At 73.6% G+C, this 15,819-nt stretch carries 16 protein-coding genes; all 16 read left to right on the top strand.

The genetic code is table 11. From position 1 onward, the window contains the following. Positions 1-238: 238 nt before the first annotated feature. Positions 239-2,674: a zinc-dependent metalloprotease gene (locus tag GVN67_RS05160; protein WP_159993486.1), complete on the top strand. Its 2,436-nt coding sequence runs from the start codon at positions 239-241 to the stop codon at positions 2,672-2,674. Between the two features lie 48 nt (positions 2,675-2,722). Next, the gene (locus GVN67_RS05155) at positions 2,723-3,346 is read left to right on the top strand and encodes a lytic transglycosylase domain-containing protein (RefSeq protein WP_159993484.1); all 624 of its coding nucleotides are present in this window, start codon (positions 2,723-2,725) and stop codon (positions 3,344-3,346) included. Positions 3,347-3,446: 100 nt separating this feature from the next. Beyond that, positions 3,447-3,650 (top strand): Flp family type IVb pilin, encoded by a 204-nt coding sequence (locus GVN67_RS05150; protein WP_235034957.1) that lies wholly within the window; start codon positions 3,447-3,449, stop codon positions 3,648-3,650. Positions 3,651-3,686: 36 nt separating this feature from the next. Then, the gene (locus GVN67_RS05145) at positions 3,687-4,187 is read left to right on the top strand and encodes a prepilin peptidase (protein WP_159993482.1); all 501 of its coding nucleotides are present in this window, start codon (positions 3,687-3,689) and stop codon (positions 4,185-4,187) included. After that, positions 4,184-5,059 carry a Flp pilus assembly protein CpaB gene (gene cpaB / locus GVN67_RS05140; RefSeq protein WP_159993480.1) on the top strand — a complete coding sequence of 292 codons (876 nt, stop codon included), beginning with the start codon at positions 4,184-4,186 and terminating at the stop codon, positions 5,057-5,059. Before GVN67_RS05145 ends, cpaB begins: the two co-directional genes overlap by 4 nt. Continuing rightward, positions 5,059-6,465, top strand: a complete 1,407-nt coding sequence (locus tag GVN67_RS05135) for a type II and III secretion system protein family protein (RefSeq protein ID WP_159993478.1) — start codon at positions 5,059-5,061, stop codon at positions 6,463-6,465. The genes cpaB and GVN67_RS05135 overlap by 1 nt, the downstream gene beginning before the upstream one ends. 10 nt (positions 6,466-6,475) lie before the next feature. Next, on the top strand, positions 6,476-6,739 hold the full coding sequence (locus tag GVN67_RS05130; RefSeq protein ID WP_159993476.1) for a hypothetical protein: 264 nt from the start codon (positions 6,476-6,478) through the stop codon (positions 6,737-6,739). After that, positions 6,739-8,049, top strand: coding sequence for an AAA family ATPase (locus tag GVN67_RS05125; RefSeq protein ID WP_159993474.1), 1,311 nt, complete (start codon positions 6,739-6,741; stop codon positions 8,047-8,049). The genes GVN67_RS05130 and GVN67_RS05125 overlap by 1 nt, the downstream gene beginning before the upstream one ends. After that, complete coding sequence (locus tag GVN67_RS05120) at positions 8,046-9,422, top strand: CpaF family protein (RefSeq protein ID WP_159993472.1); 1,377 nt, start codon at positions 8,046-8,048, stop codon at positions 9,420-9,422. Before GVN67_RS05125 ends, GVN67_RS05120 begins: the two co-directional genes overlap by 4 nt. Further along, positions 9,419-10,357 carry a type II secretion system F family protein gene (locus tag GVN67_RS05115; RefSeq protein ID WP_159993470.1) on the top strand — a complete coding sequence of 313 codons (939 nt, stop codon included), beginning with the start codon at positions 9,419-9,421 and terminating at the stop codon, positions 10,355-10,357. The genes GVN67_RS05120 and GVN67_RS05115 overlap by 4 nt, the downstream gene beginning before the upstream one ends. Then, a complete protein-coding gene (locus GVN67_RS05110) occupies positions 10,354-11,274 on the top strand; it encodes a type II secretion system F family protein (protein ID WP_159993468.1) in 921 nt (306 codons plus the stop codon). Before GVN67_RS05115 ends, GVN67_RS05110 begins: the two co-directional genes overlap by 4 nt. After that, a complete protein-coding gene (locus tag GVN67_RS05105) occupies positions 11,274-11,732 on the top strand; it encodes a TadE/TadG family type IV pilus assembly protein (RefSeq protein ID WP_159993466.1) in 459 nt (152 codons plus the stop codon). The genes GVN67_RS05110 and GVN67_RS05105 overlap by 1 nt, the downstream gene beginning before the upstream one ends. After that, a complete protein-coding gene (locus GVN67_RS05100) occupies positions 11,716-12,270 on the top strand; it encodes a TadE/TadG family type IV pilus assembly protein (RefSeq protein ID WP_159993464.1) in 555 nt (184 codons plus the stop codon). Before GVN67_RS05105 ends, GVN67_RS05100 begins: the two co-directional genes overlap by 17 nt. Next, positions 12,267-13,781: a TadE/TadG family type IV pilus assembly protein gene (locus GVN67_RS30425; protein ID WP_159993462.1), complete on the top strand. Its 1,515-nt coding sequence runs from the start codon at positions 12,267-12,269 to the stop codon at positions 13,779-13,781. Before GVN67_RS05100 ends, GVN67_RS30425 begins: the two co-directional genes overlap by 4 nt. Before the next feature lie 27 nt (positions 13,782-13,808). Beyond that, a complete protein-coding gene (locus GVN67_RS05090) occupies positions 13,809-14,570 on the top strand; it encodes a tetratricopeptide repeat protein (RefSeq protein ID WP_159993460.1) in 762 nt (253 codons plus the stop codon). A gap of 82 nt (positions 14,571-14,652) precedes the next feature. Continuing rightward, complete coding sequence (gene chrA / locus GVN67_RS05085; RefSeq protein ID WP_235034956.1) at positions 14,653-15,810, top strand: chromate efflux transporter; 1,158 nt, start codon at positions 14,653-14,655, stop codon at positions 15,808-15,810. Positions 15,811-15,819: the final 9 nt, after the last annotated feature.

Genomic DNA, 15,819 nt, shown 5'->3' with positions numbered 1-15,819 from the left:
TGCCGCCCATCTGCGGCGGATGCTCCCGCGCTACCGCGCCGCCCGCGATCTGCTGGCCGCCACGCTGACCGAGGCCTCGGCGGGATGGCTTCGTCCTGGGCTTCTCCGGACATCCGCTGCCGGAGATCCGCCGCGCCGCGCAACGCCTGGGCGCGGCCACGGCCGCGGCATGCTGCAGCGCGAGACTGCCGCGCCCGGGTTGACGCGGGGCCGCGCCGGCAGAAAAGTCCGCGCCGCCATGACCCTGCCCGATATGACCCAGAACGAAATGCCGGCTGCTGCCGCGCCCGCCTTCGCCTCCGCCGCCGGCCTTGTCCGGCAGGAAGGCTTCGTCACCCTGCATTGGGACGGCGCCGGCGGCCGCATGCTGCTGGAGCTGCCCCGCATCGGCGAGGACTTCCTGTACGTCACCCGCCTGGCCCAGGGGGTGGGCGACCTGCGGCTGGAGCGCGGCGGGCTCAGCCGGCCGCAGGTGGTGCGCTTCGAGCGGCGCGGGCCACGGCTGTTCCTGATCGCCGTGAACACCGCCTGGCGCAATTCCAGCGGCGAGCCGGCGCAGGAGCTCGCGCTGCGCCAGGCCTTCCCGGATTCCATCCTCTGGGGCTTCGACATCCTGGAGGAGGCCGGCGCCACCCTGCTGGTCGATGCGACGTCTTTCCTGCTGCACGACGCCCGCGACATCGCCGGCACCCTGTCGCGCGCCGCGACGCGCGGGCGATACACGCTCGATGCCAGCCGGTCCGCGCTGGCGGAGGAAGGCAACCGCGCCTTCCCGCGCAACAGCCAGGCCGAGGCGATCCTGACCTTCGCCAACCCGGATGCCGAGCTGCTTCCCTTCTGGAACGGCAATGGCCAGCGCGAAGGCCTCGCCGCCCTGGCGCCGGATCCGCGCGCCATCAGCATCCGCCTGCGCCATTGCTTCATCGCCCTGCCCGAGCCCGGCTATCGCCCGCGCGAATTCGACCCGCGCGGCTCCTTCTTCAACAGCGTCGTCTTCCACGACTTCGGCCGGTCATTGGAAGAACCTTTCGACGTCCACTACGCCATCCGTCACCGGCTGCAGAAGGCCGACCCGACCGCCGCGCGCAGCCGCCCGGTGCAGCCGCTGGTCTATTACGTCGACCGCGGCGCGCCGGAGCCGATCCGCTCCGCCCTGCTCGACGGCGCCCGCTGGTGGCGCCGCGCCTTCGAGGCCGCCGGCTTCATCGACGCCTTCCGCGTCGAGCTGCTGCCGGAAGATGCCGACCCGCTCGACATCCGCTTCAACACCATCACCTGGGTGCCGCGCGGCAGCCGCGGCTTTTCCTACGGCACCATGATCTGGGACCCGCGCACCGGCGAGATCATCAAAGGCGAGGTGACGCTGACCGCCCTGCGCGACCGCCATCTGCGCGGCCTGGCCGAATCCCTGCTGGCGCCCTACGACGACGCGACACCCTGTAAGGCCGTGGAAGACTTCATGCTGGCCCGCCTGCGGCAGCTGTCGGCGCATGAGGTCTCGCACACGCTCGGGCTCGACCACAACCACATCGCCAGCAACCACGGCCAAGACATGTCGGTCTGCGACTATCCGGCGCCGCTGCTGACACTGGACGGGAATGGCCAGGTGCAGCTGGACGCCGCCTACGGCACCGATATCGGCCGCTGGGACGAGATTTCTATCACCTGGGGCTATTCCGAATTCCCGCCAGGAACGTCCGCGGAAGACGAGAAGCGTGGCCTGGACGCGATCCTGGAGAAGGCGGCGCATCAGGAGCGCCTCTACACCCTCGCCCAGCAGGACGCCCTGCCCGAGAACGGCATGCATCCCCGCGGCCATCACTGGGACACCGGATCGGATGCCGCCGACGAGCTGACCCGGCTGATGACGGTGCGCGCCGCCGCCCTGTCCCGCTTCGACGAGCGCGTCATCAAGCCGGGCCGCCCGATGGCTGAGCTCGGCGACCGGCTGACCTGGCTGTTCCTGCTGCATCGATACCAGCTGGAAGCGGCGGTGAAGCTGATCGGCGGGCTCGACTGGCGCTATGCCATGCGCGGCGACGGCCAGGTGCCGACCGCGCTGGTCCCGGCCGACGACCAGCGCCGCGCGCTGGACGCCGTCCTGGCCGCGCTGTCGCCCGCCGCGCTGACCCTGCCGGAAGCCATCCTGCGCGCCATCCCGCCGCGCCCGCCGGAGTTCCTGGCCACCCGCGACCTGCTGCCCGGCCAGGCCGGCCCGGCCTTCGACCCGCTGGGCGCCGCCGAAGCCGCCGCGACGCATGGTTTCTTTTTCGTGTTCCACCCGCAGCGGTCGGCGCGGCTGATCGAGCATCATCACCGCGATGCTTCCCTGCCCTCGCTCGAAGAAATCTTCGAGACCACGCTGGAAAAGGTCTGGAAGGCCCCGGCCGAAACCGGCCTGGCGCGCGCGGTGCAGCTGCGCATCGCCCATGTCGCGCTGCGCCACCTGATGGCGCTGGGCGCCTCGGCCGAGGCGTCGCCCAGCGTCCGCGCCGTGGTGCGCGCCACGCTGCGCCGCCTGGCCGCCTGGCTGGAGGCCGCACCCCCGCTGCCCGACGCCCTGGGCGCCGCCGAGCGCGAGGCGGCCCAGGCCGCCCTCGCCATCTTCATGGTCGACCCGGCCCGCTTCCGCGACCCGGCGACGCTGGCGCCGCCGCCCGGCTCGCCGATCTGAGCCGGCCGCTGGCGGGATCTTAACCCGCCTTGCGGCAAGGAGGAGGGCATGCGCGCCCTCCTCCTTTTCCTGCTCCTGGCCACCACGGCGGCCGCCGAAGACTGCGGCCCCGCCATCGAGGCGGCCGAACAGGCAGAGTCCCTGCCCCCCGGCCTGCTGCGCGCCGTCGGCCGGGTGGAAAGCGGCCGCCGCAGCGCGACCGGCGTCGAGCCCTGGCCCTGGGCGCTGAACGCCGGGGGCGCCGGTTTCCTGCTGGACAGCAGGGACGATGCCGTGGCCCGGCTGCGGCAGCTGCAGGCGGCCGGGCATCGCAGTATCGATATCGGCTGCCTGCAGGTGAACCTGCACCACCACCCGCAGGCCTTCGCCAATCCGGAAGACGGCTTTTCCCCGGCGCTGAATGCCGCCTATGCCGCGCGCTTCCTGCGCCGGCTGCAGGCCGAGACCGGCGACTGGATGCAGGCCGTCGCCCGCTACCATTCCGGCGACCCGCTGCGCGGCGCCGCCTATCGCGCCCGCGTCGCCGCCTGGCTGGGCGGCTCGATGCCGGCCGGCAGCGCGCCCGTCACGGCGGCGCCACGCCCGCTGCTGGTGGCGCAGCATCCGGGCCAGGCGGCAGCGGTGCTCTGGCTGCGGCCGCCGCCCGGCCTGCCACGGGTCTTCCGACCGTGAAACGCCCCTGGTTTTGCGAAAAATCCATCCTTTTGGCCGAAGCTGCCGGCGCGCTGTCGCCTTGGCCGCGCTTCATCCGTTTCGCGAGGAGCCGAGACCCATGCGTCTTCCATCCAGCCTGTCCCCCCGCCGCCTGGGCCCGGTGATGCAGCGCCTGCGCCAGGACCGCCGCGGCGTCACCGCGCTGGAATACGGGCTGATCGCGGCCCTGATCGCAGTGGCCATCATCGTCAGCGTGCGGCTGCTGGGCACCAACATCGCCGCCAAGTTCAACGACGTCGCCACCGCCATCGGCGGGTCCTGACGCCACCCGCCGGCGGCGGGGAGAAGGATCATGGGCATGAGCGGGCCGCTGACCGTCATGGCGGTGCTGCTGCTGGCGCTGGTGGCGCTGCACGACCTGGCGCTGCGCACCATCCCGGACAGCGCCAGCCTGGGCCTGCTGGGCTGCGGCCTGGCGCTGCGGCTGGGCGACGGCCAGGCCGGCCAGGCCCTGGCGCTGGTGGCCCTGCTGGCGCTGCCGGCGCTGCTGCTGTGGCGGCTGGGCTGGATCGGCGGCGGCGACGCCAAGCTGCTGCCCGCCATCGCGCCGCTGGCGGCGCCGGAGGCCCTGCCTGACCTGCTGCTGGCCATCGCCGTGGCCGGCGGGCTGCTGGCGCTGCCCTATCTGCTGGCGCGGCGGCGGCTGGCGCTGCCGGCGCGGCCGCCCACCACCCTGAGCGCCCGGCTGTGGCGCGCCGAATGCCGGCGCCTGCGCCGCGGCGGGCCGCTGCCCTATGCGGTCGCCATCGCCGCCGGGGCGCTGCTGCCCCTGCTGGACCCCAACGGGATGCTGCCATGATGCTGCGCGCCCTGCTCGGCCTGGTCGTCGCTTTGGTCGTGGCCTGCATCGGCGGCCTGGCCTGGCTGGCCCTGATGCCGGAGCCCCCTGGCCCGCCGCCGGTCGCCGAAGGCCCCGCCGCCCCGCCGCCGCCGGCCATGGCCGCCGTCATCGCAGCCTCCCGGCCGCTGCGCGCCGGCAATCTGCTGGGCCCCGACGACCTGTCGCGGCTGGAGCTGCCGCCCGGCAGCATCCCCGCCGGCGCCCGCCCCGACACGCCGGCCGAGCGAACCGAGCTGGTCGGCGCCATGCTGCGCCATTCGATCGAGGCCGGGCAGCCGCTGCGCGCCGGCGAGGATGTCATCCGCCCCGGCGATCGCGGCTTCCTGGCGGCGGTGCTGGCGCCGGGGATGCGCGCGGTCAGCATCGGCGTCGACGCGGTGACCGGCACCGCCGGGCTGATCTGGCCGGGCGACCGCGTCGACCTGCTGCTGTCGCAGTCGCTGGACGCGCAGAGCCTGCCCGCCACCCGCCGCGTCGCCGGCGAGACGGTGCTGGCCGATCTGCGCGTCGTCGCCATCGACCAGCGGCTGGTGCAGGGCGCGGTCAATCTGGACAACGCCTCGGGCATCGACCGCGGCAACCGCACCGTGACGCTGGAGGTGACGCCCGCCCAGGCCGAGCGCGTCGCGGTGGCCAACCGGCTGGGCCGGCTGGCGCTGACCGTGCGCGCCGCCCTGCCGGAGCCCACGGCGCTGCCCGGCATCCTGCCCCGCCGGCCGCTGACCTGGAGCGGCGATGTCTCGGCGGCGCTGCAAGACCCTGGAAACCAGACCGGGACCATATTGCGGCTGTTCCAGGGTCCCGCCAAAACCGAGGAGATCCGTTTCTGATGCGCCCCCTGCCCGCCTTGCTGGAAAATCCGGCCCTGCCGATGTTGGCGCTGCTTCTGCTGCTGCCCGGTGCCGCGGAGGCCCAGCGCGGGCCGCCCCCCCGCCCGCAGGAGGTGGCGGTGCCGTCCCAGCCCGGCGCCCTGCTGCTGGAGGCCGGGGCCGGCCGCGTCGTCACCCTGCCCGCCCCCGCCGCCAGCCTCTTCGCCGCCGACCCCAAGGTCGCCGAGGTGCGGCCGGCCAGCCCCACCAGCCTGTTCGTCTTCGGCGTGGCGCCCGGCCGCACCACCATCGCCGCCATGGACGCCGCCGGCCAGCCGCTGGCGCAGTACCAGGTGATGGTCCGCCCCGGCAGCTTCGGCGCGGAGGAGGCGCAGGCCTCGCTGGCCCGGCTGCTGCCCGGCCGCGCGCTGCGGGTCGAGGCGCGGCCGGGCGGGCTGGCGCTGACCGGCAGCGTGGCGCAGCCGGCCGAGGCCGAGCAGGCGGCCTCGCTGGTGCGCGGCTTCCTGGCCGCCGGGCAGAGCCTGGACAACCGCCTGAGCGTCGAGGGCCCGGCCCAGGTCAATCTGCGGGTGCGGGTGGCCGAGGTCTCGCGCGAGGTGACGCGGCAATTCGGCCTGGACTGGCAGGCGATGGGCTCGATCGGCCGCTTCGCCATCAGCGCCCTGACCAACAATTCCCTGGCCGACCCGACCAACCTGCCCGGCCGCTACAGCGCCGGCTATACCGGCGCGGTCAATCTGAACGGCATCATCGACGCGCTCGCACAGGACCGGCTGATCAATGTCCTGGCCGAGCCCAACCTGACCGCGCTGTCCGGCGAGACCGCCAGCTTCCTGGTCGGCGGCGAGTTCCCGATCCCGGTCGGCCGCCGCTACGACCAGATCAGCATCGAGTTCAAGCAATACGGCATCAGCCTGGCCTTCGTGCCGACGGTGATGCAGCCCGGCCGCATCAGCCTGCGCGTCCGCCCCGAGGTCAGCGAGCTGTCGGAACAGGGCGCCATCCGCCTGTCGGCCGACAATTCCAGCCTGCAGATCCCGGCGCTGACCGTGCGCCGCGCCGAGACCACCATCGAGCTCGGCAGCGGGCAGAGCTTCGCCATCGCCGGGCTGATGCAGGACAGCCAGCGCACCACCGGCCGCGCCGTGCCCTGGATGGGGGAGGTGCCGGTGCTGGGCGCGCTGTTCCGCTCCGACCGCTTCCAGCGCAGCGAGACCGAGCTGGTGATCGCCGTCACCCCCTATCTGGTGCGTCCGGTGAGCGACCCGGCCGCGCTGCGCAGCCCGGCCGCCGGCCAGGCCCCGGCCGACGATGCCGAGCGCATCCTGCTGTTCCGCCAATTCGCCCGGCGCGACGCGCCGCCCTTGCCGCCGCCGCCCGGCGATGCCGGCTTCATCCTGCGCTGAGGAGGCGGCGATGCGGAGCACCACGCTGCTGTTGCTGTCCCTCGCGGGCTGCGGCGCGATGGATCCCTATGACCGGCCCGGCACCTGGCGGCCCGGCCAGGTGAACGAGGCCAATCTGCAGCAGATGCTGGCCGATCCGGCGCATCGCGCCTGGGGCGAGGCCGGGCGCGGCACCGACGGCGCCATCGCCGGCGCCGCCATCGAGCGGCTGCGCGAGGGCAAGCCGCGGCCACTGCTGGAGGTCACCATGGGCCGCAACGGAGCCAGCAACTGATGGCCGTCGAACGCCGCGAGGGCAGCGAGGAAGGCGGCGCCCGCAAGCCGCTGATCGGCTTCGCCCGCGACGCCGCGACCGAGGCGGCGCTGCGCGAGGGCTTCGCCGAGGCGCTGCCCGGCGGCGTCGACATCCGCCGCGGCAGCCTGCAGGACGCCATCGCCGCCATGCGGCAGGAGCCGACGCCGCAGCTGCTGCTGGTCGATGTCAGCGGCGAGGCGCAGCCGCTGGCGGGCCTCGAGGACCTGGCGCATGTGCTGGAGCCCGATGTCCGCGTGCTGGTGGTCGGCGAGCGCGAGGACATGGATTTCTACCGCCGCCTGACCCGCGGCCTCGGCGTGCACGAATACCTGTTCAAGCCGCTGGTGCCGGAGATCGTGGCGCGGCTTTTCGCGACCGCGCTGGGCGGGCTCAGCCCGGTGGCCGAGGGCGGCATCCGCGGCGGCCGCGTCATCACCGTCACCGGCGCGCGCGGCGGCAGCGGCGCCAGCACCGTCGCCGTCAACCTGGCCTGGCATCTGGGGCAGCTGGAACGGCGGCACAGCCTGCTGCTCGACACCGACCTGCATTGCGGCGCCGCCGCCCTGCTGCTGGGCGGCAAGCACAGCCCGGCGCTGCGCGAGGCGCTGCAGAGCCCCGAGCGGCTGGACGAGCTCTATGTCGAGCGCGCGGTGCAGCCGGTGGGGCCACGGCTCGGCCTGCTGGCGGCGGAGGAAGGGCTGCAGCAGGCGGCGCCGGCGGCCCCGGGTGCTGCGGCGCGGCTGCTGGCGCTGCTGCAGCGGCGCTACAACTTCATCGTCATCGACCTGCCCTTCCAGCCGCAGCCGCTGTTCCGCGACCTGTTCGAGATGGCGAACCAGCGGGTGATCGTGCTCGACCCCTCGCTGCCGGCGCTGCGCGAGACGCTGCGGCTGAACGCCTGGCCGGCCAGCCCCGCCCAGGCGCGCCGCCCGGTGCTGGTGCTGAACAAGGCCGATCGCCAGGGGGGCCTTGCCCGCCAGCAGGTGGAGGAGGTGCTGCAGCAGGTGCCCGACATCGTCATCCCGCATCTGCCGCGCCCGCTCGCCTCGGCCGAGGCCGAGGGGCTGCCGGCGCTGCAGCGCTGCGGCCCGCTGCGCCAGGCCATCGCCGAGCTGGCGCAGGAGACCGGCTCGGTGCAGCGCCTGGCGCGCGCCCGGCGCGGCTGGCTGGGCTGGCTCGGCCGCCGGCGGGGCCGCGCCCTGCCGATCGGCGAGGCCAGCGCCGCCGCCCTGCGCGCCGCCGGGGCGGGCGGCGGGCCGGCCGCCGAGCCGGCGCGGAGCCCGCCATGAAGCCCGCCAGCTTCGGCCGCCGCCCGAACGAGGCGCTGTCCAGCCCGGACCCCGCCGTCGCCGCCCGCGCGCCGGCGCCGCCCCCCGCGCCGATCGCCATGCCGCCGCCGCTGGCCGGTCCCCTGCTGGAGCTGCGGCAGCTCTGCATGACGCGGATCGACCCTTCGCAGATCGCCGGCAGCAGCCCCGAGAAGCTGATCCCCGAGATCGAGCGCATGCTGACCGAGATCGCCAATGAGCGGCGCATGCAGCTCAATGCGCGGGAGCAGCACCAGCTGGCGCTGGAGCTGGTCGACGACATGCTGGGGCTCGGCCCGCTGCAGCCGCTGCTGGACGATGACAGCATCGCCGACATCATGGTCAATGGCCCGCACCGCGTCTTCGTCGAGCGGCGCGGGCAGCTGACCCTGGCGCCGGTGCAGTTCCGCGACAACCAGCATATCGCCGGCATCGCCCAGCGCATCGCCGCCGGCATCGGCCGCCGCATCGACGAGAGCAGCCCGATGGTCGATGCCCGCCTGCCCGATGGCAGCCGCGTCAACATCGTCTTTCCACCGCTCGCGCTGGATGGGCCCTGCCTGTCGATCCGGAAATTCTCCAGGCGGGCCATCGACTTCGCGAAACTGGTGGAGCTCGGCTCGATGCCGGCCGGGGCGGCGCGCATCCTGGAGATCGCGGCGCGCTGCCGGCTGAACGTGCTGATCTCGGGCGGCACCGGCTCGGGCAAGACCACGCTGCTCAACGCCATGAGCCGGCTGATCGGCCATGGCGAGCGCGTCATCACCGTGGAGGATGCCGCCGAGCTGCAATTGCAGCAGCCGCATGTGGTGCGCCTCGAGACGCGGCCGGCCTCGCTGGAGGGGCGCGGCGAGGTGACGCAGCGCGACCTGGTGCGCAACGCGCTGCGCATGCGCCCCGACCGCATCATCATCGGCGAGGTCCGCGGGCCGGAGGCCTTCGACATGCTGCAGGCGATGAACACCGGCCATGACGGCAGCATGTCGACCATCCATGCCAACAACACCCGCGACGCGCTGACGCGGACCGAGAACATGGTGCAGATGGGCAATCTGGGCCTCGCCCCCCGCGCCATCCGCATGCAGATGTCGAGCGCGCTGAACATCGTCATCCAGGCCGAGCGGCATCGCGACGGCATCCGCCGCGTGACGCAGATCACCGAGATCTGCGGGCTGGAGGGCGAGGTCTTCATCCTGAACGACATCTTCCAGTTCGAGTTCGGCGGCGAGGCGCATGACGGCCGAATCACCGGCCATTACAAGGTCAGCCGCGCGCGCTCGGCCTTCCATGACCGGCTGGCCTATTTCGGGCTGGAGCGCGCCTGGGCCACCGCGCTGGAGGAAGCCGAGCGGTGAGGCTGCTGCCGCTCCTGCTGCTGGCGCTGCTGCTGCTCCTGCTGCTGGGCGGGCTGGCGCTGCTGCTGCTGGCGCGGCAGCGCGGGCGGCAGGCGCGGCGCTGGCAGGCGGTCTTCGGCCCGCATCGCGCGACGGGTGCCGCGACCGCCGCGGCGCCGGCCGCGCGGCCGCGCGCCCTGCTGGAACGGCTGTCGCCGCTGCTCGGGCTGGAGGCCTATCTGGCGCATCGGCCGGGGCGGCAGGCCTGGCGGCCGCTGCTACCGGCGCTGCCGGGGGCGGCGCTGCTGTGCTGGCTGACCGCGCCGGTGCTGGACGACTGGGTGTGGCTGGCCTGGCCGGCGCTGGCGCTGCTCGGCCTCCGCCTTCTGGCGCAGCGGGCGGAGGCGCAGCGGCGGCAATTGCTCTATGTCCAGTTCCCCGATGCGCTGGGCATGATCGTGCGCGCGGTGCGGGTCGGCGTGCCGGTGACCGAATCCCTGCGCGTCGTCGCGCGGGAGGCGCTGGCGCCGACCTCCCAGGAATTCACCCGGCTCGCCGACCTGGTCGCCATCGGCCAGCCGCTGGAGGAGGCGCTGGGCGGCATGGCGCGGCAATCCGGCCTGCCGGAATACCGCTTCTTCGCCGTGGCGCTCGCGCTGCAGAGCCAGACCGGCGGCAGCCTGAACGAGACGCTGGACAATCTGGCCGATGTCATCCGCCGCCGTGTCGCGCTGCGCGCCCGGGCGCGGGCCCTGGCCACCGAGGCGCGCACCAGCGCCATCGTGCTGGGCTGCCTGCCGGTGCTGGCGGCGGGCGGGCTCTATGTCGTCTCGCCCAGCTATATCCTGGTGCTGGTCGAGCATCCGACCGGCCACAAGATCCTGGCCGGCGCTGGCGGGCTGCTGCTCTGCGGCGTGCTGGTGATGCGCGGCATGCTGAAGAAGGCGCTGCAATGATCGGCGCGCCGCTCGCCCTCGGGCTCGGCCTGGCGCTGCTCCTGCTGCTGCTGGGCGGCACCGCCCTGATCTTGCCGCAGCTGCGGCGGCAGGCGCGGGTGCAGGGCCGCCTGGCCGCGCTGCGCGCCCGGCAGGACGGCGTGCCGCCCCCGGCCCAGCCGCTGCTGCAGCGCGGGCTGGCAGCCCTGGGCATGCTGATGCTGCGCTCCGGCCTGCTGCCGCGCGACACGCTGGCGGGCTGGAAGGCGATGCTGATCGCCGCGCATTTCCGCCATGACCGCGCGCTGGCCCTGCTGGCCGGGGCCAAGCTGCTGCTGATGCTGGCGCTGCCGGTGCCGACCTGGATCCTGGTCGATCCGCTGTTCGACAGCGACGACGGCGTCATCTTCTGCGCGCTCGCCGCGGCGGCGCTCGGCCTGCTGCTGCCCGATGCGGTGCTGGCGCAGCGGCGGCGGGCGCGGCTGCAGGCGGTGGAGCGCGGCCTGCCCGATGCGCTGGACATGATGGTGATCTGCGCCGAGGCCGGCCTCGGGCTGGAGGCGGGGATCGAGCGCGTGGCGCTGGAGATCGCGCCGGCCCATCGCGCCGTGTCGGAAGAATTCGCCGTCACCGCGCAAGACCTGCGCATCGCGTCCGACCGGCGGCTGGCGCTGCAGTCGCTCGGCGCCCGGCTGCAGCTGGAACCGCTGAAGCGGCTGGCCGCGACCCTGGTGCAGACGCTGCAATACGGCACGCCGCTGACCCAGGCGCTGCGCGGCCTGGCCGCCGAGCTGCGGCAGGAGCAGCTGGTGAAGTTCGAGACCCGCGCCGCGCGGCTGCCGGTGCTGCTGACCCTGCCGATGGTCGCCTTCATCCTGCCCACCATCTTCCTGGTGCTGGCCGGGCCTGCGGTCATCCAGATCATGCAGTCGCTGTGATGGCCGCCCCGCGCGCGGACCGGCGCGGCGCGGCGGCGCTGGAATTCGCGCTCTGCGCCCTGCCGCTGCTGCTGGTGCTGACCGCCATGCTGGAATTCGGCTGGCAGCTGGCGATCAATGCCGGGCTGGAATATGGCGCGCGCCATGCCGCACGGCTGGGCGTCACCGGCACCAGCCTGGGCGCCGGCACGCCGCAGCAGGCGCTGACCCGCGCCGTGCTGCGCCAGGTGCCGCTGCTGCAGGCGGCGCGCTTCACGCTGGAGCTGCGCTACTGGGGCGACCTCGCCAGCATCGGCAATGCCGCCAAGGCGACCAGCGGCATGGGCGCCGGCGGCGCCGTCGTCGAATACCGCCTGGGCTACAGCGCGCCGCTGCTGACGCCGCTGGGCCGCGCCGGCTGGGGCAAGACCATCGAGCATCGCGCCGTGGTGGTGGTGCAGAATGAGAATTATCTCTGACGACCGCCGCGGCGTCGCCGCGGTGGAATTCGCGCTGCTGGCGCCGTTCCTGGCGCTGCTGCTGCTGGGCATGGCCGATCTCGGCCTGTGGCTGCGCAGCTGGTCGCGGCTGAACCGCATCGCGGCAGAGCTCGCCGATATCGTCACCCGGCGCGACACGCTCGATGCCGCGGGGCTGGCCGCCATCGTCGCCGCCGGCCAGGCCATGGCCGGCAAGATCGACGTCACCGGCAGCCAGGGCGCCACCATCGTCTCGGCGGTGCAGGGCAGCGGCACCGGCAACACCATGCTGTGGCAGAAGCGGATCGGCAGCAGCAGCTATGCCAGCCGCTTCGGCACGGCGGGCGCGGCCGTGGTGCTGCCCGGCCAGGTGCTGGTGCGCGCCGGCGAGACGGTGATCATCGCCGAGCTCTTCACCGGCGGCGGCCCCTGGGTGCTGGGCCGCCGCCTGTTCCGCAGCAGCGGCGCGCCAAATTTCATCGCCGCCCATGCCGTCTTCCACCCGCGCAGCAACCTGCTGGCGACGGAGCCGAAGTGAGGCGCGCGCCGAAAAACGACCGGCGCGGCGGCGTCGCCCTGGTGGTGGCGCTCAGCCTGCTGCCGATGATCGCCGCCTGCGGCCTGGCGCTGGACCTGGCGCGCGGCTGGCTGGCGCAGTCGCGGCTGGCGACCTCGGTCGATGCCGCGGCGCTGGCCGGCGGGCGCGCCTTCAGCCTGCCCACCGCCGAGCGCGAGGCGGCGGCGATGATCCTGTTCTGGGCCAATTTCAGCCGGCAGGACATCAACAGCGCCAGCAGCCGCCTGGGCTTCATGGGGGCGGTGGCGCAGCTGCCGGTGGTCGACATCCCCGCCACTAACACGCTGCGCGTCACCGCCCAGGCCAGCCTGCCCACCGTCTTCATGCGCATCTTCGGCAAGCCGACCATGGCGCTGAAGGCGACCGCCACGGTCACCGCTCAGACCGACGGGATGGAGCTGGCCATGGCGCTGGACGTCACCGGCTCGATGTATCCGACCGGCATCGCCGCGTTGCGGCTGGCGGCGGCCGACCTGGTGAACATCCTCTATGGCGACAAGGAGACGATCCCCGGCCTCTGGGTCTCCATCGTGCCCTGGTCGGCGACCATCAACATGGGGCCGAACCGGGCGACCTGGCTGGGCGCCGGGCTGCTCAGCGCCGCCGACTACCTGCCCACCACCTGGGCCGGCTGCGTCGAGGCGCGGCGCAACGGCAATGATGCGACCGACGCGCCGCCTTCGGTGGCCCCCTTCACGCCCTATCTCTGGGCCTCGACGCTGAACAAGTACCGCAGCGGCACCACCGTGGTCGCCGGCGACAATGACTGGTCGGCGACCAAGGTGACGGAGACCAATCTGTCGCTGCAGAATGCCGCGGTCGGGCCGAACCTGGGCTGCCCGATCAACACGGTGCTGCCGCTGACGGCGGAGAAGACGACGTTGCTGGCGCGCATCACCGCGCTGCAGGTGGCCTTTCGCGGCGGCACCATTTCCAATCTCGGGCTGCAATCGGCCTGGTTCACCATCAGCCCGCGCTGGCGCGGGCTCTGGGGCAACACCACCCTGCCGCGGGACTACAATGTGGTCGGCACCCGCAAGGTCGTGGTGCTGATGACCGACGGCCAGAACAACTGGTACGATTATCCCAGCGGCGCGCCGGGCATCGCCGCCACCACCTATGACAACCAGACCGTCGATGCCGACTACACCGCCTATGGCCGCATGGCGGAGAACCGGCTGGGCATCGTCACGCCCACCACCGGCACCGTCTCGGCCCGCATCACCGCCGCCATCGCGCTGAACAAGACCGCCATCTCCGACAAGATGCAGACCATGTGCACGCTGCTGAAGGCGCAGGGCATCACCGTCTACACCATCACCTTCAATCTTAGCGATACGACAACCCAGAACCTGTACAGAAACTGTGCCTCGACGGCGACCGGCTATTTCAACAGCCCCAACCAGACGGCGCTGCGCCAGGCCTTCACCCAGATCGGCAATGAGCTGGTCACGCTGCGCCTGACCCGTTGATCGCGACAACGCTTTGTGGAGCGCAGAATGCGCGAGATCTGCTGGCTTCTCCTGCTGGTCCCCCTGCTGGCCGCCTGCAACGCGCCGCGCGCCGGCGACCCGCCGAAGCTCTCCCCGGCCGCGCGGCTGCGGCTGCTGGAGGCGCAGTTTCCGGAGGGTGGCCAGGGCGCCGATTATCTCCTGGTCCGCAGCATGGTGGCGGCATCGCCGGATGACGCCGCGCTGCAGGACCGGCTGGCCCTGGCCGCCGGGCAGGCCGGGCAGCCGGCCGAGGCGCTGGCCGCGCAGGAACGCGCCATCGCCCTGGCCGGCCCCTCCCCCGAGCGGCTGCTGGTGCGCGGCCGGCTGGCCCTGCTGGCCGGGCAGGTTCCGCTGGCGCAGCACAGCTTCCAGTCGGTGCTGGCCGCCGATCCCGCGCATGTCCAGGCGATGACCGGCCTGGCGGTCTGCCACGACATGGCCGGCGATCCCGCCCAGGCGCTGACCTGGCACCAGGCGGCGCTGCAGGCGGCGCCGACGGACTGGTCGGTGCGGGTCAATTACGGCATGTCGCGCCTGCTGGCGGCGCAGCCGGCCGAGGCCGCCCGGCTGCTCGCCGCCGCCGAGCGCGACCCCTCGGCGCCGCGCCGGGCCCGCCACAACCTGGCCTTGGCCCTGGCCGCGCAGAACAACGCCGTCCAGGCGGAGACCGTGCTGTCGCGCGACATGGCGCCGCCCGAGGCCCGCGCCCTGGTCGTGGCCTTCACCCAATGGGCGGCGCAGCAGACCGCCCAGCGTGGCCAGCCGTGACCGGCTGTCGCCGTTCCGTCATCCGCGACGGCCAGGAAACCGGCTAGGCTGGCGTCTTGCCGATCCCTGCCCGGATATGCCGATGCCGCCTGCCACCCTGTTCCTCGTCTTCCTGCGGCTGGGGCTGACCAGCTTCGGCGGGCCGGTCGCGCATCTCGGCTATTTCCGGGCCGAATTCGTCACCCGCCGCGCCTGGCTGGGCGAGGCCGATTTCGCCGAGCTGCTGGCGCTCAGCCAGTTCCTGCCCGGCCCCGCCAGCAGCCAGCTCGGCTTCGCCATCGGGCTGCGGCAAGGCGGGCTGGCGGGCGGGGTGGCGGCCTGGCTGGGCTTCACCCTGCCCTCGGCGCTGCTGATGCTGGCGGCGGGCCTGGCCGGCGGGCTGTGGCAGGGCGGCGGGGGCGCCGCGCTGGTGCAGGGGCTGAAGCTGGTGGCGGTGGCCGTGGTGGCCCAGGCGGTCTGTGGCATGGCGCGAGGCCTCTGCCCCGACCTGCCGCGACGCCTCCTCGCCCTCCTGGCTTTTCTATTCTTGATGCTCTTCCCCACCCCCCTCGCCCAATTCGCAGGCCTGGTCGTCGGCGCCGGGCTGGGCCTGGCGACGATGCGGCCGGCGGGACGCCCGACGGAACCCGCACGGCCGCCAATCCCCGTCGCCGCGCTGGCCGCCCTGGCGGCTTTCGCGCTGCTGCTGGCCGGCCTGCCCCTGGTCGCCGCCACGGGCGCGCCAGCCTGGCTGACCTTGCTGGACACGAACTATCGGGCAGGCGCCCTGGTCTTCGGCGGCGGCCATGTCGTGCTGCCGCTGCTGGAGGGCGCGATGGTGCCGCAGCTGCTGCCCGCCGACCGCTTCCTCGCCGGCTATGGCCTGGCCCAGGCGCTGCCGGGACCGCTTTTCGCGCTGGCCGCCTATCTGGGGGCGGCGACGGCGGGTGTCGGCGGCGGCATCGTCGCGCTCGTCGCCATCTTCCTGCCCGGGCTGCTGCTGCTCTACGGCGCCCTGCCGCTCTGGGCGCGGCTGCGGGCGCTGCCCTCGGCGCGCGGCGCGCTGCTCGGACTGAACGCGGTGGTGGTCGGCATCCTGGCCGCCGCCCTGGTCGATCCGATCGCGACCAGCAGCCTGAAAGGCGCGGGCGACGCGGCGATCGCCCTGCTCGGCTTCGCGGCGCTGGTCAGCGGGCGGTTCAACACCCTGGGCGTCCTGGCCGCCATCGCCGCCGCCGGCGCGCTGCTGGCCGCGGCATGAACAACGCCG

Source organism: Roseomonas sp. 18066, from assembly GCF_902706185.1.
Classification (GTDB): Bacteria; Pseudomonadota; Alphaproteobacteria; order Acetobacterales; family Acetobacteraceae; genus Pseudoroseomonas.
This window is presented reverse-complemented; position numbering and strand designations above follow the sequence as displayed.